A 26,379-nucleotide genomic window follows, 5' to 3' on the forward strand; every position below is an offset into this window, starting at 1 on the left:
TTCAAGCTGTAAGCTTGCAACAGTAAAAAACTATACTAGGAATGATGTGTCCAATGCCACTATCCATAATCCATATTTTTCTAATAAAAAGATAGATTACGTTTATAAAGCAGATATAAACGTTTACGGGAAGTTTTTAAGCGGAATTTTAATACTAAAAAAGATAGCAGACAATAAACACAGAATTGTTTTTACCTCTCAATTTGGCAATACATTTTTTGATATTGAGATAGAAAACAATAGACATACAGTTAATACTATTGTCCCCGAATTAAATAGAAAAATTATTCTAAATACACTACTCAAAGATTTTTCATTACTGATAAGAGAAAATTCAGAAGTGATAGAGAAGTATAGTAATGTATCGTATGAAGTTTTAAAAAGTCCTTTTAATGAATTTAGTAATTACTATTTTTACAAAATGCCGGAATTTATATTACACCGCGTTGTGCATGCTACAAAAAGAAAGGAAAAACTCAACATACGTTTTGAGGAAATCACAAAAGATCAGATAGCCAAAAAAATATTTATCGACCACTACACCATTAAATTAAATATAGAATTAAATTTACTAAAGAATTAATATGCTTATTGCAGATTTATATAAAGTTAATCATGATATTGTAAGGGATGGTGTGCAAACTACGTCTATTACATTAAATTCAGAAAATGAGGTGTTTAAAGGGCATTTTCCTGGAAATCCGATAACCCCAGGAGTTTGTATGCTACAAATAATTAAGGAGCTTACAGAAAAAAGAGTAGGACATTCTTTGTTTATGAAGAAAGCTTCTAATGTAAAGTTTATGGCTGTAATTAATCCTGAAAAAACTCCTGATATAATTATAACCAATGATTTTGAAGATTCTGAAGAAGAAATTAAAGTAAAAAATACCTTCAAATATGGTGATACCATTGCGCTAAAAGTTATAGTAACTTTTATCAAAACATAAAAAGAGACATATGAATTTTTTAATAGTAGTCTTTGGTTTATTCTTTACGATAATACATGGTATAGATGTCGATGAAGTAAGAGATGCATATAGATATGCAAATTCATCCAAAGAAAAGACAGAACAATTTTATCAGTTAACACAGAAAACAAATCATACCAAAGATAATGTAATGGCAGCTTATTATGGTTGTGCATTGACTTTGAAGGCTTCCATTTCTTCAAAAATGGGAGATAAAATTTCTTATTTCAAAAAAGGAAAAAAAATAATTGAAACTGCTGTCCAAGCTGATCCTGATAATATTGAAATACGAATGATTAGATTGAGTGTACAAATGAATGCTCCCAGAATTACAGGATATCGTGATGATATAGAAGAAGATAAAAATTTCATGCTGAAAAATATTAACGAGGTATCATCTTCCAAACTAAAGGAATTTATAAAAGGTTTTATGTCTCATTCAAAAATATTTTCAGAAAAGAGGTAGGGTATATATATAGTTATTTGTTTAATAAGGTTAGAACCATTAATCCCAAATGTAAAACCTTACTATGAAAAAAACAACCTTAAACATTATTTTCTTTTTATCGATCTTCTCAATAATAGCACAAGATTGGAAACAAGAGTCTTTTAAGCCAGAAGCGAACTATTTTGATATTATAGAAAACCAAAAAAATCAGCTATCAAATCTACGTTCCAGTACTAAAAGAGCTGATATAAAGAAAGTGAAACAATTTGAACGTTGGGCATATTACTGGAAAACAAGGATCAATGATGATGGAAGTTTTCCAAACCCAATGATAGCGTTCAACGAATGGAATACATATCAGCAAAAAAGCGATATAAAGAATAATAACGCTTCGGATTGGTCATTAATTGGGCCTAAGGTGATTCCAGATTCAGAAATAACATCGTATGCAGGAATGGGAAGGCTAAATGTTGTTACATTTAATCCTACCAATCCGAATGAAATCTGGGTTGGTGCAGCAGGTGGTGGAATCTGGCGCTCTGATGATGCTGGTGCAACCTGGATACCAAAAGGAGATCAAATACCTAATCTAACGGTTTCAGACATTGTTTTTCACCCTACAAATCCAGATATTATATACCTGGCTTCTGGAGATTTTGATGGGCGCTTCAATCCTTCGATTGGAGTTTTAAAGTCAACAGATCATGGAGAAAGCTGGCAAATTACAGGATTGAACTACGAGCAGAAAGACTTTCAATTAATCTCACACCTATTGATTGATCCTACTAATCCCAACACCATATTTGCAACATCTGTTGCAGGAATCTTTAAATCTATAGATGGCGGAGCTAATTGGGAATTAAAAAATGGTACGACAGTATTTAATGATATTGTGTATAAAGAAGGATCATCATCAGTATTGTTCGCAACATCAATAGATACCGAATTTTATATTTCTACTGATAATGGAGAAAATTGGACTTCTTCTTCTGTCGGATTATCGGCAGCAGGATTTGGGCGTCTTGATATTGCAACAACAACAAGTGATCCAGAATTTATTATAGGCATAAATGCTAATTCTGTATTTAAATCTATAGATGGAGGTATGTCCTGGTCAGTAATTACTAAACCTCCGACATTCGAAACCCAGAGAGGTTATAATCAAACAGTTATTATTGCTCCTGATAATAAAGACCTGATTCTTTTAGGAGGAGTTGATGGATGGAGGAGTATTGATGGTGGTGATAGCTGGGAAAAATATATGAATGGATACTGGCAGTCCGGAGATCCATTTTTTTATGTTCATTCTGATCACCACGATCTTGAGTTTTTACCCGGAAGTACTACAGAAGTTTTTTCTGCAAATGATGGTGGATTATTCAAAGGAGATATTACCAGTAATGATGCCTGGACAGATTTATCTTCTGGATTAGCTATTACACAATACTATAAACTGGCAGGTACTCCACAAAATGCTGATTTTATATTGGCAGGAGCCCAGGACAATGATGTTACTCACTACGATGGAACAACATGGGTAAATAGAAATTTTGTTAGTGATGGAGTAGAAGCTTTATGGAACTATAGCAATTCTGATATTGCCTGGAGTTGTAGCCAATTTGGCAAACTCGAAAGAACAACCGATGGTTGGGCAACACCAACAACACAACTAACTACTCCAAATGGAGCAGGCTTTGTATGGCCATTAGAAATAGATCCTATTGATCCAACTACTATTTATGGAGGTTTTAATAATATTTACAAATCCACAAACTCTGGTGATAGCTGGACAAATCTTAATTTTCCTGGAGGGACTCCGAATGTTATTACAATTGCACCATCAAATAATCAGGTGATCTATGTGGGTGACGGTAGCAAAGTTTATATGACAACAGACGGAGGTGTAAATTGGAACAATTTATCTTTACCCGTTCAGGGATTAATAAGGAGTATCGCGGTAAACTCAACAGTACCAGAGGAAGTATACATATGCTATGCCAGATATAATGCAGGGAATAAGGTTTTCAAATCTACCGATTCAGGAAGTAACTGGACTAACATTTCTGGTACCTTACCCAATCTTCCGGCAAATAAAATAGTGTATTTGACAGGAGGAGATGGGGATTTATTTTTAGGTACTGATATAGGAGTATTTCATAAAAATGATCTGGCAACGGACTGGGAGCTCTTTGGTGAAGGTCTACCAGCAGTAGTCGTAAATGATATCGAAATCCATTATGGTACAGAAAAACTGAGAGTTGCTACCTATGGTAGAGGTATTTGGGAAATAGATTTGCAATCAACTTCTGTATTAGAGGTAACTGAATTTTCTGAAAACGTATTAGAGATATATCCTAATCCTACCGAGGGAAAATTAACAATCCAATTAAAAGATATCGAAGGAGAATCCAATATTATGATTTATAATCTTATAGGAGGCGTGGTAGAGAACTTTACTACTACAGAATTATCAGTAACCAAAGATATGTCTGCATATAGTTCTGGAATATATATGATTCAAGTCAAGAATGGAAATAAACAAATAGTTAAAAAACTAGTCGTTAAGTAAATGATATTCTAAGAGTATGTTTAAAAAGAATACAAATTGAAAATCAATAGTTTGAGGTTCTGAGTACACTTCAAATAATGAGTATATCTAGATATTTACATTAATTTGAAGTAACCTCACGGTTCTTAAAATATTTGTTTTCAAGAAGTAAGGTTTTTAAAAAAGCTCTAAACATTTCATAAAAAAGGGAGCGTACTCACACCTCCCATAAAAAGAATAATAGCCGTTATTACATATAAGAAAATTAAAATCATATTTTCTTATATGTAATAACGATTTTTAGTTTATTGAAAACGAAAGGTTTTCAAACTTTCTTCTAAGCCACCGATCAAATCAGAAAATGAAATAGTTTAAACTTCTCAATCTATAAGGTAATATCATACAATAAAAGTTAAAATTTAATAAGATAGCAAGATTGTCTTATTTTTGCTTTGGAAAAAAAAAACTGTGACTAAACACATATTACACAATAATCTTTTTGAAACACGTAACTGTTGTGTTTTTATACCTACATTCAATAATCAGAAAACACTAGATGCCGTTATTACAGGAGTTCTGGACTATACAGATAGAATTATTATTGTTAATGATGGTGCTACCGATGCTACAGAAACAATCTTATCAAAATATCAAAATCGATTAGAGGTAATTACTTTTCCAAAAAATAAAGGAAAAGGAGTGGCACTAAGAGAAGGGTTTAAGCGTGCGAATCAATTAGGATATGATTATATGATTACTATTGATAGTGATGGACAGCATTTCCCTGAAGACCTCCCTGTATTTCTTAATGAATTAAAACAACAAGATACAGACCAACCTCTTTTACTCATTGGATCCAGGAATATGGATGATCCTTCGGTTCCTGGGAAAAGCAGTTTTGGAAATAAATTTTCGAATTTTTGGTATTATATAGAAACAGGAATTAAACTTGAGGATACACAATCTGGTTTTAGAATGTATCCCGTAAAAGAAGTCAATAAATTAAGATTATTCACTACCAAGTTTGAATTAGAAATTGAAGTTATTGTAAAACTGGCATGGCAGGGAATAGAAGTTCGTAATATACCGATTCAGGTATTGTATGATGAAACAGAGCGAGTTTCTCATTTTAGACCATTTCAGGATTTTACAAGAATCAGTATTTTAAATACCTGGTTAGTTACATTGACACTTTTATTCTACCTTCCTAAACGATTGATTGCAAGAGTAAAAAAAAAAGGGTTAAAAAAATATTGGAAAGAAAATGTATTAAAAATTAATGAATCTCCATTAAAAAAAACGCTGGCAATTATGTTGGGGCTTTTCATAGGAATTGCTCCATTATGGGGTTTTCAGACTATTTTGGTCTTATCATTGGCAACAATTCTTAAATTAAACAGAACGATTGCATTCTTGTTTTCTAATATCAGCATTCCTCCATTAATTCCTTTTATTATTTATATCAGTTATCAAATAGGAGCAATTCTTATGGGAAAAGAAATAGATGTATCTCTTAATATCGAGAATATAAAATCTAGTGCCGATGTTTTTAAAAGTTTTGGGCAATATATTATTGGCAGTATAACACTGGCAATAGTAGTAGCTTTGATATCAGGAGTCATTGCGTATTTGTATTTTAGTACTCGACAATCTAAAAATAATGCCGTAGATGCATAATTTCTTTCTTTTAATATATCAGTATATACGACAAAATAAGCAGTTTTCATGGTTGTTAATCATAGCAATTATAGGCTTGTTTGCTTTTCTTGCGAGCCGTATTGGTTTTGAAGAAGATATTACCAGATTGATTCCTAATAGTGAGTCTTCAGAAATTACACAAAAGGTATTAAAAACAGTTTCTTTCTCTGATAAAATTGTTATTAATATTAGTAATCAAGGAGAGGATCCTGATACTCTTACAGCGTATGCAGAAACTTATATTGATTCTGTAGAGACACATCTTTCTGAATTTGTGCAAAAAATACAGGGGAAAGTTGCAGATGATAATATAATGCAGTTATATGATTTTGTATACGATCATCTTCCGTTTTTTATGACAACTGATGATTATGAAAAAATAGCTCAGAAAATCAATACAGATTCGATTAGAAAAATTTTAGAGAATAACTATAAAACCCTTATATCTCCAGCCGGTTTAGTCACTAAAAAATATATAGTAAATGATCCATTGAGTCTTACACCTATAGGTTTACAAAAACTGGCACAACTTCAGCTAGGAGACAACTATGACCTGTACAATAGTTTTCTGATTACAAAAGACAGAAAAAATCTATTATTATTTTTGACCCCAACGTTGGCTACAAATGAAACTGCAAAAAATACCGTTTTTGTAGAAAAGCTAAAAAGAATTACAGCTTCTCTAAATACAAAGTATAAAGGACAAGCTGAAGCTAGTTTGTTTGGAGCAACATTATATGCTGTAGCGAATGCCAAACAAATTAAAAAAGACATACAACTTACAGTGAGCATTGCGATGAGTATATTGTTACTCATTTTAATTTTCTTTTATAGAAAACTAACAATTCCTTTGATCATTTTTACTCCCACTATATTCGGAGGGATTGTTGCCATTGCATTTTTGTATCTTCTAAAAGGTGAGATTTCTGCAATCTCTCTCGGAATTGGATCTGTTTTACTTGGGATTACTCTTGATTATTCTTTGCACATTCTCACGCATTTTAGAAATAACAATAATGTTACAGAATTATATAAAGATGTTGCAATGCCTATATTGATGAGCAGCCTAACGACTGCTATAGCTTTTTTATGCCTGGTTTTTGTAAAATCCGAGGCATTAAATGATCTTGGTATTTTTGCAGCAATCAGCGTCGTTGGAGCATCCATATTTGCGTTAATATTTATACCTCAGGTGTATCATTTCTCTGAAAAAAATGTCATAAAAAGAAAAACATATATAGATAGAGCTTCTCAAATCGATTTTCACAAAAGTAAACTCCTGATCTCAGGTATTACCATTGTATTTATAATTGCATTATTTCTGTTTCATAAAGTTGGATTTAGCACAGATTTAAATACCATGAATTATCAACCTATAGCGCTGATAGAAGCAGAAAATGACTTGGATAGAATAAATAATAACAAAGCAAAAACTATTTATTTAGTTTCGTACGGTGCATCTGTTAATGAAGCTCTAAATGCTAATAATAAACTGTATGAAATTCTGGAACAGAAGAAAAAAAATCAACAAATCATTAACTATAGCTCTATAGGAGGCGTCGTTTTATCTCAAGAAGTACAGCAAGAAAAAATAAAATTATGGAATGATTTCTGGACAACTAATCGTAAGGATTCTATTCAGACATTTTTAAAAAGAGAAGGAAGTATTATAGGTTTTAAACCAGAAACTTTTTCAAGATTTTATACTACATTAGATACTCAGGTTATTCCCATTGATTTTGCTGTATATAAAGAGATTAAAGAATTATATCTCGATGAATTTATTACAGACAAAGACAATTTTGCAACTGTTGTTTCTGCCATAAAGACACTCCATGAAGGAGCCGACATAATTAGTGCATCAGTAAGTAATACGGCTAATACCGTTATTATTGATAGAAAACAACTTAATGAAACATTATTAGGCAACCTGAAGAATGATTTTAATTCATTGATAGGATATTCCTTAATTGCTGTAGTAGTATTGTTATTAATCTTCTATCGTGATGCAATGCTCACGTTATTAACAGCCTTACCAATCGCAATTACATGGGTGATTACGCTGGGAGTTATGAAAATACTGGCGATTGATTTTAATATTTTTAATGTGATCATCTCTACATTCATTTTTGGTCTAGGGGTAGATTACAGTATATTTATTACCAATGGACTTATAAAAGAACATACCTATAAAATAAAGGAATTACCTACTTATAAAACCTCTATTATACTCTCCGTAATTACTACAATATTAGGCGTAGGGGTTTTAGTTTTTGCAAAACATCCGGCTTTACGTTCTATTTCTATAGTCTCTCTAATTGGGATTTTATCAGCTGTATTGGTCTCATTTACGATTCAGCCAATGTTATTTAGAACGCTTATCAGTGCTAGATCAGAAAAAGGCTTTTCGCCATTAAGAATACGACAGACATTATGGTCTATTTTTAGTTTTGGATATTTTAGTATAGGAGGGTTTATCATTTCTGTTTTGAGTAGCTTAATTATTCCTTGGTTTCCAGCTCGTAAAGAAAAGAAAATGAAGATTTTTCATACTGTTATATCTGGTTTAATGGGATCTGTTCTATATTCTAATCCGTATGTAAAAAAGCGGATTGTTAATACTGAAAATGAAGACTTTAAAAAACAATGTATCATTGTTGCTAATCATGCTTCTTTTTTAGATATCCTGTCCATAGGAATGTTACATCCTAAATTAATATATCTGGTTAAAGATTGGGTCTATAACAACCCTGTATTTGGCAAAGCGGCAAAATTGGCTGGTTTCTATCCCGTTTCTTCTGGTATCGAAGGTGGTGTAATGCATTTAAAAGAAAAAGTAGCTCAAGGATATTCATTAATAGCCTTTCCTGAAGGTTCAAGAACCAATACGGCAAAGATGAGTAGGTTTCATAAAGGAGCTTTCTATTTAGCTCAGGAATTAAACCTGGATATACTACCTGTAATAATTCACGGAAATGCTCATGTTTCTCCAAAAGGAGATTTTATTATTCACGATGGTACAATCCATGTAAAGATACTTCCCAGAATTATAGCTGTTAATGATATTTATGGAACTGAATATGTTCAAAGAACTAAAAAAATAAGCTCGTATTTTAAAGAGCAGTACAGTTTGATTCAGGAAGAAGTAGAAAATGTTGATTATTACAAAAAGGCTTTATTAAATAACTATCGATATAAAAGTTGTTTTACCGAAATCAAAAAAGATTTTACCATACATAAAAATAAATACTACAAGGCAGCTACCCATATACACAAAAAAAGTAGGGTACTGTACTATGGCGATACCTACGGACAATTTTTGATCTATCTGAGTTTTAAAAAACCTTACGCCAAATTGAAGGGTATTTTACAAGGAAAAGAGGAAGTGTTACTTGCTAGTAATTGTTATAGTTCGATCCGTAATAAAATTGATTTTGTCTCCATTGAGGATTTGACTTCGGAAAAATTTAATGTACTTTTGTTAGATACAACTACACCAATACAACCGCAACTTTTAGAAACATTGATAACCGAGGATATAAAATGTATCATAGTTTTCTCTGAGGAAAATGGATTTTCTGCAAATATAACAGCTATGTTTAGAGTAGCCGATCAAGAGTTTGGATTAACAATTTTGAATAGAATATCATAAATGCAAGATAAATTTGATGTTATAATCATAGGTAGTGGGTTAGGAGGCTTGGTTTCTGCAAATATTCTTGCCAAAGAAGGGAAAAAAGTATGTGTACTGGAAAAGAACAACCAATTTGGTGGAAACCTTCAAACTTTTGTAAGAGACAAGAGTATTTTTGATACTGGTATTCATTATATTGGTGGATTAGACAAAGGGCAAAACTTATATCAGTATTTTAAGTATTTGGGTATTATGGATGATCTCAGGATCAAAAGAATGGATGTCAATTCTTATGATGTGATTACTTTTGATGATGATGAGATAGAATACCCGCACGCACAGGGATATGATAATTTTATTAAGCAATTATCAAGGTATTTTCCAGAAGAAACAAAAGGAATTAAACAATATACAGATAAAGTAAAAGAAACCTGTTATAAATTTCCGCTATATAATCTAGAACCTGGTGATCACTATTATGGTGAAGATTTATTAACACTCAAAGCAAAGGATTTTATTGATAGTGTAGTAAAAGATCCTAAACTAAGAGCAGTACTTGCTGGTTCTAACTTGTTATATGCAGGAGATCCGGATAAAACCCCTTTTTATGTACATGCATTATCTATTAATTCATATATAGAAAGTGCATGGAGATGTATACAGGGAGGAAGCCAGATCGCTAAACTATTAGTAAGGAAATATAGACAATTAGGAGGGGAAATTTTTAAATATCAGCAGGTCAATACTTTTAATTTTAATGAAAATACACTTGTTTCGGTGTCTACAACAAAAGGTGACACATTTTTTGCAGACAATTTTATTTCTAATATAGATCCAAAACTAACACTAAATATTATTGGTAAAGAACGATTTAGGAATATATACTATAAAAGAATACAAGATACAGAAAGTATAATCTCTTCTTTTAGCCTTTACATTGTTTTTAAACCGGGTACATTTCCTTACGTAAACAAAAATTACTATCATACCAATACCATAGAAAAAGTATGGACAACGCAGCACTATGAAGAAAAAAACTGGCCAGAAGCTTATTTAATTTCTTTTAATGAAGACCTTAAAAACCCTGGATATGCCGAAAATCTTACTTCGATTGCCTATATGAGATTCGAAGAAACTCAACCTTGGGCTGATACCTTCAATACAGTAGCGATTAAAAATGATAGAGGAGAGGGGTATGAAGCTTTTAAAGAACGAAAAATTGAATCATATATTAAAGAAATAGAGAAAAAATTTCCTGAGATACGCTCTTGTATTAAATCTGTTCATACATCCACACCTTTGTCTTATAGAGATTATATAGGTTGTCACGAAGGATCAATGTATGGCTTTGTCAAGGATGCAGAAAATCCAATGAAATCATTTTTATCCCCTAGAACTAAAATTCCGAATCTGCTGTTCACTGGTCAAGGACTTAATATGCACGGCGTATTAGGCGTGACAATCAGTGCAGTAGTAACCTGTGGGGAATTGATCGGAAAAGAATACCTGTTACAGAAAATAAAAAGCCACCTTGATAAAAAAGAACAATTAGAATCCTAATGAGAAATATTTTGAGACATATATTTCTTTTATCACTGTTGCTGTTAATTTCTTCTTGCGGAGTTAAGAAATCATTAGCCGCACGGCCTAATATTTCCGGGATAAAAAATATTGATACGACTAGAATAAAACATACAGATACATATTACACCCTGAATGATAATATGCTGCGCAAGAATAAACAAGGATTATGGGAACTCTATATTGAGGGAGCGCCTTTGGAAAGAGGTATTGCGGCGGGTAGTTTAGCTAGAGAATTAATAAAAATTCAGGAAGATGCTTTTATAGGTAAGATTACTGAATTAATATCTTCAGAGCGATATCTCAAATTTTTAAGTAAAATTATAGCTTGGTACAATCGCAAATTACATCTTAATGTCCCCGAAGAATATAAAAAAGAAATTTATGGTGTTTCCAGGTATGCATCCAATGACTATAATGATTTTGCAGAACCATATGTGCGCATGCTATACGCCCACGGTGCTCATGATATAGGTCATGCCTTGCAGGATTTGATGCTCGTAGGATGTACTTCATTTGCCACTTGGGGAGAAAAAACAGCAGATGGACAGTTATTGATTGGACGAAATTTTGACTTTTATGCAGGGGATGAATTCTCCAAAGAAAAGCTTATCACCTTTATGAATCCATCAAAAGGCCATAAGTTTATGACTTATGGGTGGGCCGGTATGATGGGAGCATTGTCAGGTATGAATATAGAAGGATTAACAGTTACTATCAACGCAGGAAAATCCAAAATCCCACTAATTGCCAAAACACCAATTTCAATCCTTACCCGTGAAATCTTGCAGTATGCATCGACTATAGAAGAGGCTGTTGCCATAGCCAAAAAGCGAGAAGTATTTGTTTCAGAATCTATTATGATTGGTAGTGCCATAGATAAAAAAGCAGTATTAATTGAAGTGTCACCTGATAATTTTGGAGTCTACGAGATAGCAAACACTAGTCAGCTGGTTTGCGCAAATCATTTCCAGAGTGATTCATATTCAAAGGATAAGCGCAATCAAAAAGCCATAGTGGAAAGTCATTCATTATATAGATATCAGCGAATGACAGAATTGCTTTCTGCGCATGATAAATTGACACCCGAGAAGGCTGTTGCCATCCTAAGAAATAGAGATGGTATTGACGATAAATTAATTGGTTATGGTAATGAAAAAGCACTAAATCAGATGTTAGCACATCACGGAATTGTTTTTAAACCAGAAGAACGACTGGTTTGGGTATCAACAAATCCATATCAAATGGGGGCGTTTGTCGCTTATGATTTAAAAGAAGTTTTTAATAAGATGTCAACCCACAACCAGGAAGTCATACTCGCTTCAGAAATATTAAATATCTCTGAAGATCCCTTCATACATACAAAAACATATGATAATTATGAGAATTTCAGAATTTTAAACAGAAAAATACAAAGCTACACAGAAAAAAAGCAAAAAGTTTCAGAACAAGAGTTACTCCAATTTCAAAACCTGAATCCCAACTACTGGGCAACCTATTTTATACTCGGGAAATATTATTATACGCAGAAAGATTTTAGAAAAGCACTAGTTTTTTTTAAACAAGCAAAAAAACGAGAAGTAACTACAATACCTGATATAGAAAAGTTAAAAAAATATATCAGAAAATGTAAAAATAAAATTTAATTAGAAGTGCTTTTTAGTTAGATATCCTCAATCATGTTTTTGTAAGTTTTATTGAATATTCCGACTCATACTAATCAAACATTACACAAAAACTTATGAAAACTCTTATAACCAGACACATTTTGGTATTCTTCCTATTATTAGGAATTTTACAAAGTTGTAAAGATGATGATGATTCAGTAACTCCAACTCCTACAATTCCAGAAGTTATTACTATTTCGGAAATAGGATTATATCCAGAAGGAATAGATTTTAATACTATAAATAATCAGTTCGTAGTAGGGTCAATTACCAAAAGTGAAGTAGGATATATAGAAACAGAAACTGGTGCGTATACTACTTTTATAACAGATGAAAATTTAGCGAGCGTTACAGGTGTTTTTACGGATGAAATTCGTAATCATTTATTGGTGGCTTCTGGAGATTTGGGCTTTTCTACAAATAGTACAGCTAATGGTACTGTAGCATATTTGGGAATATATAATTTAGAAACAGGAGAACGTATCAGAGCAATTGATTTAACAGAAGTATTGCCTTCGGATACGGCAGTTTTTGCAAATGATATTGCCATAGATCCCGATGGTAATATATACGTTACAGACTCTTTTGCACCTGTGATCTATAAAGTAGATGGGAATTCTTTTGAAACGTCTATATTCGTTGATGGAGGTATCGACTTTACACCAGCGCCAATGGGGTTTGGTCTTAATGGAATAGTTTATATAGATGGAAACTTAGTAGTGTGCAAAACAGATGATGGAGCTTTATTCAGAATTCCGATTGCTGATCCTTCTGCTTATGAGAAGATTGATGCTCCTATATTTATTGGTGGTGACGGATTAGAATTAACAGCTGATGGAGATATTATTCTAGTAGAAAACTCTTTGGGTCAAAATCCTGGGACACAATTACTATCTTCTGATGACGGATGGGTTTCAGCTACATTAGATTCATCATTTGCTATTGATGCCGAGAAATTCCCTACAACAGCAGCATTAGCAAGCAATGGAGAAGTGTATGTTCTTAATGCATATTTGGGTAAAGTATTAAATGGAGATTTGACACAGGAGACATTTAGTATTTTACAAATAAAGTAACTTGTTCTGAGCTCTGGATATCATATAGAGATACGGTTTCTTGAAAAGTATTTTGACTTATTAAAATCACAAGAGGATTAGATTTTTAAGAACAATTCTAATTAATGTATACAAAATTTTAAGAGCAGATTTTTTGAAGATAATTTTCAAAAAATCTGCTCTTATGCATTATCTAAATAAAGTATTAATATTTTAATCCGAATATCATTTCTCTAGATAAGATTTTGTCTAAATGTGTATATTTGTATGCATCTAGGGGAATAAGCACCTATAACTAATAGATTATCAACAGGTTTATAGAGAAGTGATTTAGATTTAATTTAGAGAAAGATAACTTATAGAAAAAACTATTGCTATCATTGGACTACATATGAATATATGATTAATACTATAGAATTCATTACAAAAGAAGAAATATCAAGTCTTCAAAATAAAAAACTTCGTGATTTACTGATATATATAACTGAAAATTCTAACTATTATAAACGGTTATTTTCAGATCATGCTATTGATATTAAAAATATCAAAACGGTTCATGATCTATCTCAGTTACCTATTACCACCAAAGACGATTTACAAGAATATAATGATGATTTTCTATGTGTTCCTAAATCAGAGATTGTAGACTATGTCACCACTTCAGGAACTTTGGGAAAGCCTGTTACTTTTGCACTTACAGAAAAGGATTTAGAGCGTTTAGCGTACAATGAATCTGTTTCCTTTGAAACAGCAGGAGTTACAAAAAATGATGTTGTGCAACTGACCACTACACTGGACAGACGTTTTATGGCTGGCTTGGCTTATTTTCTGGGGGCAAGAAAATTAGGCGCAGCCATAGTGAGAGCTGGATCGGGAATACCCGAATTGCAGTGGGATTCTATAAAACGTTTTCAGTCTACATATTTAGTAGTAGTACCCTCCTTTTTACTAAAATTGATTTCATATGCCGAAACTCATGGAATTGACTACAAAAATTCTTCTATCAAAGCTGCTATTTGCATTGGCGAACCCTTAAGAGATCAGGAATTCAATCTAAACACATTGGGAAAAAAGATTAAAGAAAAATGGGATATTAACTTATACTCAACCTATGCATCTACAGAAATGAGTACAGCATTTACCGAATGCAAAGCACATCAAGGAGGGCATCATAGACCCGAACTTATTATTGCAGAGATACTTGATGAGGATGGGAATACTGTTAATGAAGGACAAATAGGAGAATTAACCATTACTACATTAGGTATAGAAGCCATGCCCTTGTTACGCTATACCACGGGAGATATGTTGCAATCACATACAGAAACCTGTAGTTGTGGCAGAACAACGATGCGTTTAAGTCCAGTATTGGGGCGAAAAAAACATATGATCAAATATAAAGGAACAACGCTATATCCACAAAGTGTGATCGAAGTGTTAACAAGTTTTGAGGATCTTGATATCTATGTGATAGAAGTTGTGATTGGAGAACTAGGAACAGATAGGTTATTGATTCATGTTTCTGATGAATTAAGTAGCTTACAACAAAAGGAATTAAAAGAGCATTTGAGAGCAAATCTACGTGTGGTACCCGACTTAATATTGAATACCAAAGCAGCGCTAAAAGCAAAAAAGTTTCCTGAAATGAGTCGTAAACCTATCTCATTTATAGATTCCAGAGGTAATATTATGAATAGTAAGATTTTAAAATAATATGAATTGTTGTAATTTGTATAAAACGTTTCTTTTTAATGTGAAAAACGTCTTAATATCTTTTAAAAACAGTTAAAATAACAGTGTAGGATTTTATTAACTTTTCTTAATTGCGAAAAACAAAGTAATAACACTAAAAAATTATTAAATTATCATTAATGTTTTGTTTTTTTAGAATTTATATCGGGAATTGTTTTAAGGTTTTTTTTAGTTTTAAGTGCTGTTAGAAATTATTAACAGTTTTTTAATATTAACCACTAAATTTCTATATAAAATTAATGAGAATACTTCACACAAGTTTCGAATGTTATCCCTTAGCAAAAGTTGGAGGTTTAGGAGATGTAGTTGGTTCTCTACCTAAATACCTAAATGGTTTAGGATGTGAAACCTATGTTATAATTCCGTTTTATGATACCGAAAAAATTAATCAATTAGAGTGCGAAACTATATATTCCGGATCTTTAAATCTGGGAACAAATACATTTGATTTTTCGATAAAAAAAGAGAAGTCAAATGTATTTGGGTTTCAGGTTTTTTTTGTCGATATCAATAAATTACTTTTTAGACCTGGTATATATGAATATCCTGATGATACAGAAAGATTTATATCTTTTCAGCTTGCAGTAATGGACTGGATAGTGAGCTCAGAAACAAAACCAGATATTATACATTGCCACGATCATCATACAGGCTTAATTCCATTTTTTGTTTCGCAAGTAGAAAAATATCAAAGTATATGTGAAATCCCTACTATTTTAACCATCCATAATGCTCAATATCAAGGGGAGTTTTCTTATGATAGATTACGATATATACCACCATTTAATTTTAATAATGTAGGATTATTAGATTGGTATGAATCTATTAACCCGCTAGCAGCAGCGATAAAATGTGCTTGGAGTGTTACTACAGTTTCTCCAAGTTATATGGTTGAACTTCAGGAAAAAGCAAATGGATTAGAAGGTTTGTTATCTCACGAAAATAAAAAGTGTACCGGTATTCTTAATGGGATTGATCATGATACCTGGAATCCTGAAACAGATCCTATGATTATCGAAAATTATACAGATGACAATCTAGTTTCCGAAAGAAAACCTAATAAAGAATGGTTATGTAAAGAGTTTAACCTAAACCCGGAAAAGCCTTTATTTGCCTTTATAGGAAGATTAGTATATGAAAAAGGAGCAGATATACTTCCAGATGCCATATATCAAACACTGGTGAATACTGATGACATTTCAATTCTTATTTTGGGATCAGGAAATAAAGAAGTAGAGAGACGATTACAAGAGCTCAAAGAACTTTTCTCTGGTAACTATAATACGTATATAGGGTATGATGAAAAATTATCACATATAATATATGCCGGAGCAGATTTTTTATTGATGCCATCGAGAGTAGAACCTTGTGGTCTTAATCAGATGTATGCACTGCGATATGGATTAATCCCGATAGTTCGCAGTATAGGAGGGCTAAAAGATACTGTAGTTGATATCGGAGATGGAGGTTTTGGAATTTGTCATAAACATGCTGATGTGCACGATATATGTTATTCAATTAATAGGGGAATTGAATTGTATAAAGATCAGGAAAGTTATAGTGAACTACAAAAACGTATCGTAAAGATTGATAATTCTTGGAATAACTCAGCCAAACAATATATCAAATTATATAAATCCTTAAAACAATAAATATGATCAACAAAAAAGTCCTGGCTATTATCCTTGGTGGAGGACAAGGAACACGATTATCTCCATTAACAGAAAGTAGATCTAAACCTGCGGTTTCTATTGCAGGAAAGTATAGATTAGTAGATATCCCTATTACTAATTGCATACATTCTGATATTAAAAGAATGTTTGTACTTACACAATTTAATTCTGCTTCCTTAAATAGTCATATTAAGAACACCTATATATTTAGTTCTTTTAGTGACGCTTTTGTAGATGTACTTGCGGCTGAACAAACACCAGATAATAAAACATGGTTTCAGGGTACTGCAGATGCTGTGAGGCAATCCATGCATCATTTTCTCAATCATGATTTTGATTATGCATTGATCTTATCGGGCGATCAATTATATCAAATGGATTTTAATAAAATGATTGATGCGCATATAGAAAAAGAAGCAGACATATCTATAGCTACTTTACCAGTAAACCCTAAAGATGCAACGCAGTTTGGGATTCTTAAAACAAATGAAGACAGCTTTATTTCTTCATTTACAGAAAAACCGAGTCTGGATAAACTTCCTGGTTGGGAGTCTGAAGTTAGCGAAGAAATGAGAAATGAGAACAGGCATTATTTAGCGTCTATGGGGATCTATATTTTTAACAGACAACTACTAGTTGACATTTTATCAGATCCCAGTAGAATAGATTTTGGAAAAGAAATTATTCCAGAGTCTATCGATAATAAAAAAGTGCTTGCCTATCAATATGAAGGATATTGGACGGATATTGGGAATATATCTTCTTTTTTTGAAGCAAATATAGAATTAGCAAATGATATTCCTAAGTTTGATTTATTTGATAATTCTAAAAGGATTCTGACAAGACCCAGAATACTTCCTCCAACCAAAATTTCTGGTACCTGCCTGGATAAGTCAATGATTGCAGAAGGATGCTTAATTCAGGCAAAAGAGATCAAAGAATCAGTTATCGGTATTCGATCCAGAATCGGAAAAGATACCAGTATTAAAAATACATATATGATTGGTAGTAACAGATATCAAGATATTGATGAGTTAAATATTGATGCAAGTGAAAGCAGACCTTTTATAGGTGTTGGAGAGCGATGTGAGATTAGTAATACTATTATCGATAAGAATTGTAGAATAGGAAATGATGTGATTATTGCAGGTGGTGAACATCTTGAAGATAGAAATGAAGAAGAATATGTTATCAAAGATGGAATAATCGTTATCAAGAAAGGAGCAATTATCCCGAATGGTTTTAAAATTGAGTAATACATTACCTCATTAGAATTCACTGTAAAAGAGAATATTTTTTTGTAGTTTATAGTGAATTCTAATGATCAAAAAAAGTACACATTGATAATTGCCGTTTATAGTAAACAAATTGATATCTGCGGTATGATGTACACAAATTACTAATTTTCACAACAATGTTTGGTACTTTTACCAAGTAGAAGTATCAAAATTATTAACCGCTAAACTAGGAATTAAAACATGGGTAAAGTACAAGTACATAGCCTGTTTTCAGAATTTGATATCGATTTATTTAAATCCGGAAAACACTATAGATTATATGAAAAATTTGGTTCACATATCACTACTCTTGATGGGATAAAAGGAACATATTTTGCTGTTTGGGCGCCGTCTGCAAAATCAGTTTCTGTGATAGGAGATTTCAATTTTTGGGTCGAAGGAGAATACCAGTTGCACGTAAGGTGGGATGAATCAGGGATTTGGGAAGGTTTTATTCCCGATATTGGGAAAGGAAATATCTATAAATATAAAATTCATTCGCATAATAATGGTATTATAACAGAAAAAGCTGATCCGTATGCTAGAAGGTGTGAGCATCCACCTAGTACTGCATCTGTTGTTTGGGATGATGACTATCACTGGAATGACAACAAGTGGATGGCAAAAAGAAAGAAGCATAATGCCATTAACGCGCCATATTCTGTTTATGAAGTACATTTGGGCTCGTGGAAGAAGAAAATAGAAGAAAATAGATCTTTATCCTACACAGAATTATCAGAGGAACTGGTTTCTTATGTAAAAGAGATGCAATTTACTCACGTGGAGTTAATGCCTATTATGGAATATCCTTATGATCCTTCCTGGGGATATCAACTCACAGGATATTTTGCACCTACTTCACGTTTTGGATATCCAGAAGAATTTAAACTATTAGTAGATAAATTACATCAAAATGATATAGGAATCATTTTAGACTGGGTACCATCACATTTTCCAGAAGATGCCCACGGGTTAGGCTTTTTTGATGGATCGTGCCTATATGAACATCCAGATAGAAGAAAAGGATATCATCCCGATTGGAAAAGCTTAATATTCAATTATGGGCGTAATGAAGTAAGGAGTTTTTTGATTAGTAATGCCATTTTTTGGTTGGATCAATATCACGCAGATGGGTTACGCGTTGATGCTGTAGCTTCTATGCTGTTTTTGGATTACTCAAGAGAAGATGGTGAATGGGAACCTAATATTTATGGAGAAAGAGAAAATCTCGATGCTATGTCATTTATGAAAGAATTCAATGAAGAAGTATATAAAAGTTTCCCTGATGTACAGACAATTGCAGAAGAATCCACTTCTTTCCCGATGGTTTCTAAGCCTACATTTGTTGGAGGATTAGGTTTTGGTATGAAATGGATGATGGGATGGATGCATGATACTTTGCTGTACTTTAGTAAAGAACCTGTATATAGAAAACATCATCAAAATGATCTTACATTTAGTATGACCTATGCTTTTACAGAAAATTTTATGCTTCCGTTATCACATGATGAAGTTGTTTATGGTAAGCGCAGTATCCTTAATAGAATGCCTGGTGATGAATGGCAGCAATTTGCAAATTTAAGGTTATTATATAGTTATATGTTTACTCATCCCGGAACCAATTTATTATTTATGGGAGCAGAATTTGGTCAAAGAGATGAATGGGATTTTCAGAGTAGTCTGGATTGGCATTTGCTCCAGTATGAGTATCATTCTGGAATACAAAAGCTAATTATAGACCTGAACAAGCTCTATAAAAAATACCCTGCATTGTATGAAAATCAGTTTGACATATCAGGTTTTCAATGGATCAGCTATGATGATCACGAAAATTCAGTGATTGCCTATATACGAATAGGAAACGAAAATGAAAAAACACTGGTGGTTGCGTGTAATTTTACACCAGTACCTAGAAATGAATATCGTATTGGACTACCACAAAAAGGAAAGTTAGTTCAATTATTTAATAGTGATGCAAAAAAATATGGAGGCAGCGATTTTTCTGTTAAAAAAGAGATTGTTATCCATAAGAAAGTATGGCATTATAGGAAATTTTCGGCAGAAATTAGTATTCCACCATTAGGAGCTATAGTATTTAAAATAGATTAGTACACTACCTCGGGGCAAGTCCCACGAGGTAGTTATTGAAAAAAAGCATTTTGATTTCGAGGCAAACCTCGGAGCATTTAAATCTCGATCATCGAGTAAAAAAACAGAGAATAACAAGTGTAAAAGAATCCGTTGCGTTAGTTTACGCTGTTTTACACTTTAAACAATTGTTAATTCAATGTGGTTTCAAACGTTTTCGTTAGTTTTTTTTAATAAATACTAATTAAAACAGTTTCTTTATTGAGATAGATATCGTTTTTTTACAATAGTGAAAGATTATAAGAAAAACCAACCAACCTACTATGATCGTTAATACAGAATTAGAAAGCAAAGGAAATTTATTCCCAGGAAAAATAATTGATTTTTCGCAAAATGTAGACAAGATTAATTTCACCACAGAAAATGGTGTTATTCTTCAAGTAACTATTATAAGAGGAAGTGTTGTCCGTTTCAGATATGCAACTGATAATAACTTTGAAAAAGATTTTTCTTATGCAATTAGTGAAAAAGGAGCAAAGGGATATAGTGAGTTATCAGTTATTGAACTTGATGATGAGTATGAAATTATTACTAAGAAAATAAAAATTTACATAGCTAAGTCTAATATTCAGGTTACTATAAAAGATAAAAAAGATAACATCATTTGTAAAGATGATTGGGGATTTCATTGGGAACAGAGTTATGAGTACGGTGGTAACATTGTAAAAATGAGTAAGGCTGCTCCTCAGGGAGAATGTTATTATGGTTTGGGTGATAAACCGATGCATCTTAACCTAAAAGGAAAAAGAATAGAAAACTGGGCTACAGATCAATATGCCTTTGGTAAAGATCAGGATCCACTATACAAAAGTGTTCCTTTTTATATTGGAATGCATGAGGAAAAGGCGTACGGAATATTTTTTGACAATAGCTTTAGAACTTATTTTGATTTTTGTCACGAACGAAGAAACGTAACCAGTTTTTGGGCACATGGAGGAGAAATGAATTATTATTTCTTTTACGGCCCTAATATGCAAGATGTTGTTACCAGATATACAGATCTTACCGGTAAGCCGGAACTCCCTCCATTGTGGGCATTAGGATATCATCAATGTAAATGGAGTTACTATCCAGAGAGTAAGGTAAAAGAAATAACAAGCAAATTCAGAGATTTAAAAATTCCATGTGATGCTATTTATTTAGATATAGATTATATGGAAGGGTTCAGGTGTTTTACCTGGAATAAAGAATACTTTCCTGATCCAAAACGTATGGTACAAGAATTAGCTGAAGACGGCTATAAGACCATTGTAATTATAGATCCGGGTATTAAGATTGATGATGATTACTGGGTATATCAGGAAGCAATGGAAAATGATTATTTCTGTAAAAGAGCCGATGGCCCTTATATGCGGGGTAAAGTTTGGCCAGGAGAATGCTTCTTCCCTGATTTTACGAATCCGGAGGTACGAGAATGGTGGGCTGGACTCTTTAAAGAATTAATTGATGAGATTGGAGTAAAAGGTGTTTGGAACGATATGAATGAGCCTGCGGTTATGGAGGTTCCCGGAAAAACATTCCCTGATGATGTACGCCATAACTACGATGGTAATCCGTGTAGTCATAGAAAAGCACATAATATATATGGTACTCAGATGGCCAGAGCAACCTATGAAGGAATCAAACAATTTGCATATCCCAAAAGACCTTTTGTCATTACAAGATCAGCATATTCTGGTGCGCAACGCTATACTTCTTCCTGGACTGGAGATAATGTAGCTACCTGGGAACATTTATGGATAGCCAATATTCAGGCACAGCGAATGAGTATGAGTGGGATGTCATTTACCGGTAGTGATATTGGAGGTTTTGCAGAACATCCAACAGGAGAGTTGTATGCTCGCTGGATTCAATTAGGTGTTTTTCATCCGTTTTGTCGTACACACTCTTCTGGAGATCACGGAAACCAGGAGCCCTGGACATTTGGAGAAGAAGTCGTTGATGTAACCAGAAAATATGTAGAATTACGTTATCAATTGTTGCCCTATTTATATACAATGTTCTGGGAATATGCAGAAGAAGGAATCCCAATGCTTAAATCATTAGTTCTTTATGACCAAAATGATCCGCAAACTCATTATAGAACCGATGAGTTTGTATTTGGAAATCAAATATTAGTTTGCCCGGTACAGGAACCAAATGCTAAAGGAAGAAGATTATACATTCCCAGAGGTAATTGGTATAATTACTGGACACGTGAATATGTAAAAGGAGGTATGGAGCAATGGGTAGATGCGGATTTAGATACAATACCATTATTTGTTAAAGAAGGAGCGATTATTCCTAAATATCCAATTCAGCAATATGTTGGAGAAAAGAAAATCGAAGAGCTTAAATTAGAAGTCTATTATAAACTAGGAAGTAAAGAAATATCCAAAGTATATGAAGATGCTCATGATGGGTATGATTATGCAAAAGGGAGGTTTAGTTTGCGCAGTTTCTCTTTTACAGGTAAAGAAAATCAAATGATTATACAACAACATAAAAATGGAACGTATGTCGCTGATTATGAAACAATGAAAATTGAATTAATAGGATTACCCTTTGATATTCATAAGATCGAAATCGATAATGTTGTCGTAGATCTGAAAAGTTTATTTTTTGATAAAAAGAATAATACCATTACAGTAACCAAAGATTTTACAGAACTTCATATCACTGCAAAATAAATGCAGTTTATCGGTGATTATAGTATTTATAGTGTATTATATAGATTTTTTGGGATAAATAGATCGTAAATTATTAAAATGAATGTGTTGAATTTTGTAATTTTAACAATGAAGTGGTTTAAACTTTTTTGATTCAGGCGAAAAATAGTTTTTTTAATCAATTGAAGTGTTTTTTTTGCACTTCATAGCAGCGTTACGAAGTAAGAAAAAGACAAAAATTGAGTAAAAAAAGGCATTTTTATAGCGAATTGAAAAAAGTTTAAACCACTTCAATAAGAATTCATATGTATTTTATTATCATGAAAAAACAAAAAATTATAGTTGCTCTTGGATCAATCTTATTTTTCTTATCATGCGCAACCAATCCATTTACGGGTAAACAGACATTGGCATTAGTGCCAAACTCCCAGATTTTACCAGCTGCTTTTGCTCAATATAGTCAAGTGTTAGAAGAAAGCAAGGTTGTAAAAGGTACTTCTGATGCGCAAATGATTACGAGAGTAGGTCAAAAAATAGCTAAGGCTGCAGAAAGATGGTTGAATGCCAATGGACATCAGGGATATCTAAAAGATTACAAGTGGGAATATAACCTGATTGATGACGATGTAGTAAATGCCTGGGCAATGCCTGGAGGTAAAATAGCTTTTTATACAGGTATTTTGCCGATTGCTAAGACAGAAACTGGTATCGCGGCCATTATGGGGCACGAGGTAGTTCACGCAATTGCTAATCACGGACAGCAGCGTATGAGTGCTGGTCAGATACAGCAAGTTGCCGGAGTTGCTGCATCAGTAGCAGTTAGTGGTCAAAAAGAAGAAACACAACAAATAGTAGGAACAGCCTTTGGTCTGGGAAGTCAGTTTGGAGTTATGCTACCATTTAGCAGAAGCCACGAGACAGAAGCCGATAAAATAGGATTGACATTAATGGCTATTGCAGGCTATAATCCAGACGAAGCTGCAGAATTATGGAAACGCATGAAAGCTAATAGTGGAGGACAGGCACCACCTGAGTTTATGAGTACACACCCATCTAATGATACGCGTATAGCAAATCTTACTGCTTGGGCACCTGCAGCAAAAGCAGAAGCAAAGAAATTTGGAGTAACGACCTTTAAATAATTGTAAAGTTTCAATTCTTAAAAAGATTATACTTATTTTAGAAGCTGTTTCAGAATACTCTGAAACAGCTTTTTTAATACCATAAAAATGAGAGAAACATTACCAAAAGGACATAAGAAATTATTAAATGCCTGGGCTTTTTATGATTGGGCTAATTCAGTATATAGCTTAACTATTGTTTCTGCTGTTTTCCCCATTTTTTATGGTGCTATTTTTGAAAAAAATGAAACAGTCGAAGTCTTTGGGATGGATATTAGGAGTACGCCACTCATCAGTTATGCTACTGCTATAGGGTTTATAATTGTAGCATTGGTGTCGCCTGTACTTTCTGGAATTGCTGATTATATAGGAAATAAGAAGGTTTTTATGAAGTTTTTTAACTATATAGGAGCGTTATCATGTGTAGGATTGTATTGGTTTAGTAAGGATCATATCTATATAAGTCTGTTTTTCTATATAATGGCATTGGTCGGTTTTTGGGGAAGTATTGTTTTTTATAACTCCTATTTACCAGATATTGCATTTCCTGAACAGCATGATAAAATAAGTGCAAAAGGATATTCTCTGGGATATATTGGTAGTGTTATTTTATTGATCGTTAATTTGGCAATGGTGATGACAGTAGATAGCGGTGAAGCCAAAATAGCGGCTATGAAATACTCATTCATTATGGTAGGTATCTGGTGGATTCTTTTTAGTCAGTTTTCCTATTACTATTTGCCAAAAGGATTTAGCAAAGGACATAAAGTGACAAATGATGTATTCCTAAAAGGTTTTAGAGAACTCAAACAAGTATGGATTGCCATGTCGGAAATTGTTCGATTAAAAAGATATCTAATAGCCTTTTTTGTCTATAGTATGGCAGTGCAAACCGTAATGTTGGTAGCAGTATATTTTGGAGAACAAGAAATTAACTGGGGTGGTGATGATAAGAAAACAATAGGGCTAATCAGTAGTATTCTTATTATTCAGCTGGTTGCAGTATTAGGAGCGATTGTAACCTCGAGGTGTTCAGGACGTTTTGGGAATATCAAAACACTTATCGGAATTAATTTTATTTGGGCATTCATCTGTATTTATGCATATTTTATGACAGAATCAATGCATTTTTATATAGCAGCGGGAGTAGTAGGTTTGGTTATGGGAGGAGTACAGGCATTATCGCGCTCTACTTATTCTAAGTTTTTACCTAAAACAGAAGATACCACATCTTTCTTTAGTTTTTATGATGTGACAGAAAAAATAGGAATCGTCATTGGGATGGCTATTTATGCAACAGTAGATTTAATAAGCGGCAGTATGCGTAATGCCACAGTATTTTTAATAGTATTTTTTATTTTAGGGATTTTTCTACTTTTCAGAGTCCCCAAAGAATCAAAGTAAAAATCAGGAAAATCACTTTAGATACCTGTTAAATTTTGTTAACATAGTATAGTTAATTTTTGATAATATTCTTCATTTCAGATTAAATCTTATATAGATTAGTAATAAAATGTAAAACCTGAAAAATGTATACACTGTACACCTTTTTTTTTTAAATAATTCATATTCTTGTATTTAAAATAAAATTTTATATACATTGTAGCTTGGCGTAATATTTGGATATAGACAGTCACATCATTTTTAATTACACAAATCTTTGTACTCATGAAAAAAGTAATCCTAATAATAACAGTCATTTTACTTACTTCTTGTTCTGCGACTCAGAAAACAATTATTTCGGCTAAAAAAACATTAAAAGGCGAATGGTCATTAGATAAAATATCTTATGATCGTTCAGGAGTTTTTGACGTTTTATTATATAATGATGTCTCTGCAGAATGCCTTACAGGAGGTATTTGGAAATTTATCCCTAATAATAATACCGGAATATACACAGTAAATGATACGCAATGTACTTCTACAGGAGCTCGTAATTTCAGGTTTACGATCCCAGAACCTTCATCAAATGGTGAATATAGTTTTTTATTCAAACCAATTAATGAAAAAAAGAAAAGTACAAATAATAATAAAGGATATAGAATGACCTTACAGCATCTGGACGAAACTACAATGACCTGGACACAAGCAGTTACCCTTGAAGGAAAACCGTTTATGATCATCATGAATTTTAATAAAATACAATAAATCAAATTTT

At 32.7% G+C, this 26,379-nt stretch carries 17 protein-coding genes; all 17 read left to right on the plus strand.

What is annotated here, in order from left to right:
- Window positions 1-46: 46 nt before the first annotated feature.
- The 17 genes from F0000_RS15480 to F0000_RS15560 all read left to right on the plus strand — a co-directional run bounded on the left by F0000_RS15480 (window position 47) and on the right by F0000_RS15560 (window position 26,369).
- Entirely contained in the window at window positions 47-583 is a 537-nt protein-coding gene (locus F0000_RS15480; protein ID WP_149625635.1) for a hypothetical protein, read from the plus strand.
- A gap of 1 nt (window position 584) precedes the next feature.
- The gene (locus tag F0000_RS15485; protein WP_149625636.1) at window positions 585-950 is read left to right on the plus strand and encodes a 3-hydroxyacyl-ACP dehydratase; all 366 of its coding nucleotides are present in this window, start codon (window positions 585-587) and stop codon (window positions 948-950) included.
- Between the two features lie 10 nt (window positions 951-960).
- On the plus strand, window positions 961-1,437 hold the full coding sequence (locus F0000_RS15490) for a hypothetical protein (protein WP_149625637.1): 477 nt from the start codon (window positions 961-963) through the stop codon (window positions 1,435-1,437).
- Window positions 1,438-1,501: 64 nt separating this feature from the next.
- A complete protein-coding gene (locus tag F0000_RS15495) occupies window positions 1,502-3,988 on the plus strand; it encodes a T9SS type A sorting domain-containing protein (protein ID WP_149625638.1) in 2,487 nt (828 codons plus the stop codon).
- Between the two features lie 447 nt (window positions 3,989-4,435).
- Complete coding sequence (locus F0000_RS15500) at window positions 4,436-5,644, plus strand: DUF2062 domain-containing protein (RefSeq protein WP_149625639.1); 1,209 nt, start codon at window positions 4,436-4,438, stop codon at window positions 5,642-5,644.
- Window positions 5,637-9,317 carry an MMPL family transporter gene (locus tag F0000_RS15505; RefSeq protein WP_149625640.1) on the plus strand — a complete coding sequence of 1,227 codons (3,681 nt, stop codon included), beginning with the start codon at window positions 5,637-5,639 and terminating at the stop codon, window positions 9,315-9,317. The genes F0000_RS15500 and F0000_RS15505 overlap by 8 nt, the downstream gene beginning before the upstream one ends.
- Window positions 9,318-10,859 (plus strand): NAD(P)/FAD-dependent oxidoreductase, encoded by a 1,542-nt coding sequence (locus tag F0000_RS15510; RefSeq protein WP_149625641.1) that lies wholly within the window; start codon window positions 9,318-9,320, stop codon window positions 10,857-10,859.
- Window positions 10,859-12,526: a C45 family peptidase gene (locus F0000_RS15515; RefSeq protein ID WP_149625642.1), complete on the plus strand. Its 1,668-nt coding sequence runs from the start codon at window positions 10,859-10,861 to the stop codon at window positions 12,524-12,526. Before F0000_RS15510 ends, F0000_RS15515 begins: the two co-directional genes overlap by 1 nt.
- A gap of 95 nt (window positions 12,527-12,621) precedes the next feature.
- Window positions 12,622-13,623 (plus strand): SBBP repeat-containing protein, encoded by a 1,002-nt coding sequence (locus F0000_RS15520; protein ID WP_149625643.1) that lies wholly within the window; start codon window positions 12,622-12,624, stop codon window positions 13,621-13,623.
- A gap of 378 nt (window positions 13,624-14,001) precedes the next feature.
- Complete coding sequence (locus tag F0000_RS15525; protein WP_149625644.1) at window positions 14,002-15,315, plus strand: phenylacetate--CoA ligase family protein; 1,314 nt, start codon at window positions 14,002-14,004, stop codon at window positions 15,313-15,315.
- Window positions 15,316-15,593: 278 nt separating this feature from the next.
- On the plus strand, window positions 15,594-17,006 hold the full coding sequence (locus tag F0000_RS15530) for a glycogen synthase (protein ID WP_149625645.1): 1,413 nt from the start codon (window positions 15,594-15,596) through the stop codon (window positions 17,004-17,006).
- A 2-nt stretch (window positions 17,007-17,008) separates the two neighbouring features.
- Window positions 17,009-18,283 carry a glucose-1-phosphate adenylyltransferase gene (locus F0000_RS15535; protein WP_149625646.1) on the plus strand — a complete coding sequence of 425 codons (1,275 nt, stop codon included), beginning with the start codon at window positions 17,009-17,011 and terminating at the stop codon, window positions 18,281-18,283.
- Between the two features lie 222 nt (window positions 18,284-18,505).
- Window positions 18,506-20,413, plus strand: coding sequence for a 1,4-alpha-glucan branching protein GlgB (glgB, locus tag F0000_RS15540; RefSeq protein ID WP_149625647.1), 1,908 nt, complete (start codon window positions 18,506-18,508; stop codon window positions 20,411-20,413).
- Between the two features lie 302 nt (window positions 20,414-20,715).
- Complete coding sequence (locus tag F0000_RS15545) at window positions 20,716-23,121, plus strand: glycoside hydrolase family 31 protein (RefSeq protein WP_149625648.1); 2,406 nt, start codon at window positions 20,716-20,718, stop codon at window positions 23,119-23,121.
- 299 nt (window positions 23,122-23,420) lie between these two features.
- Complete coding sequence (locus F0000_RS15550; RefSeq protein WP_149625649.1) at window positions 23,421-24,242, plus strand: M48 family metallopeptidase; 822 nt, start codon at window positions 23,421-23,423, stop codon at window positions 24,240-24,242.
- Window positions 24,243-24,329: 87 nt separating this feature from the next.
- Window positions 24,330-25,625: an MFS transporter gene (locus tag F0000_RS15555; RefSeq protein WP_149625650.1), complete on the plus strand. Its 1,296-nt coding sequence runs from the start codon at window positions 24,330-24,332 to the stop codon at window positions 25,623-25,625.
- Between the two features lie 264 nt (window positions 25,626-25,889).
- A complete protein-coding gene (locus tag F0000_RS15560; protein ID WP_149625651.1) occupies window positions 25,890-26,369 on the plus strand; it encodes a lipocalin family protein in 480 nt (159 codons plus the stop codon).
- Window positions 26,370-26,379: the final 10 nt, after the last annotated feature.

It is taken from the genome of Aquimarina sp. RZ0, assembly GCF_008370685.1.
Taxonomy (GTDB): domain Bacteria; phylum Bacteroidota; class Bacteroidia; order Flavobacteriales; family Flavobacteriaceae; genus Aquimarina.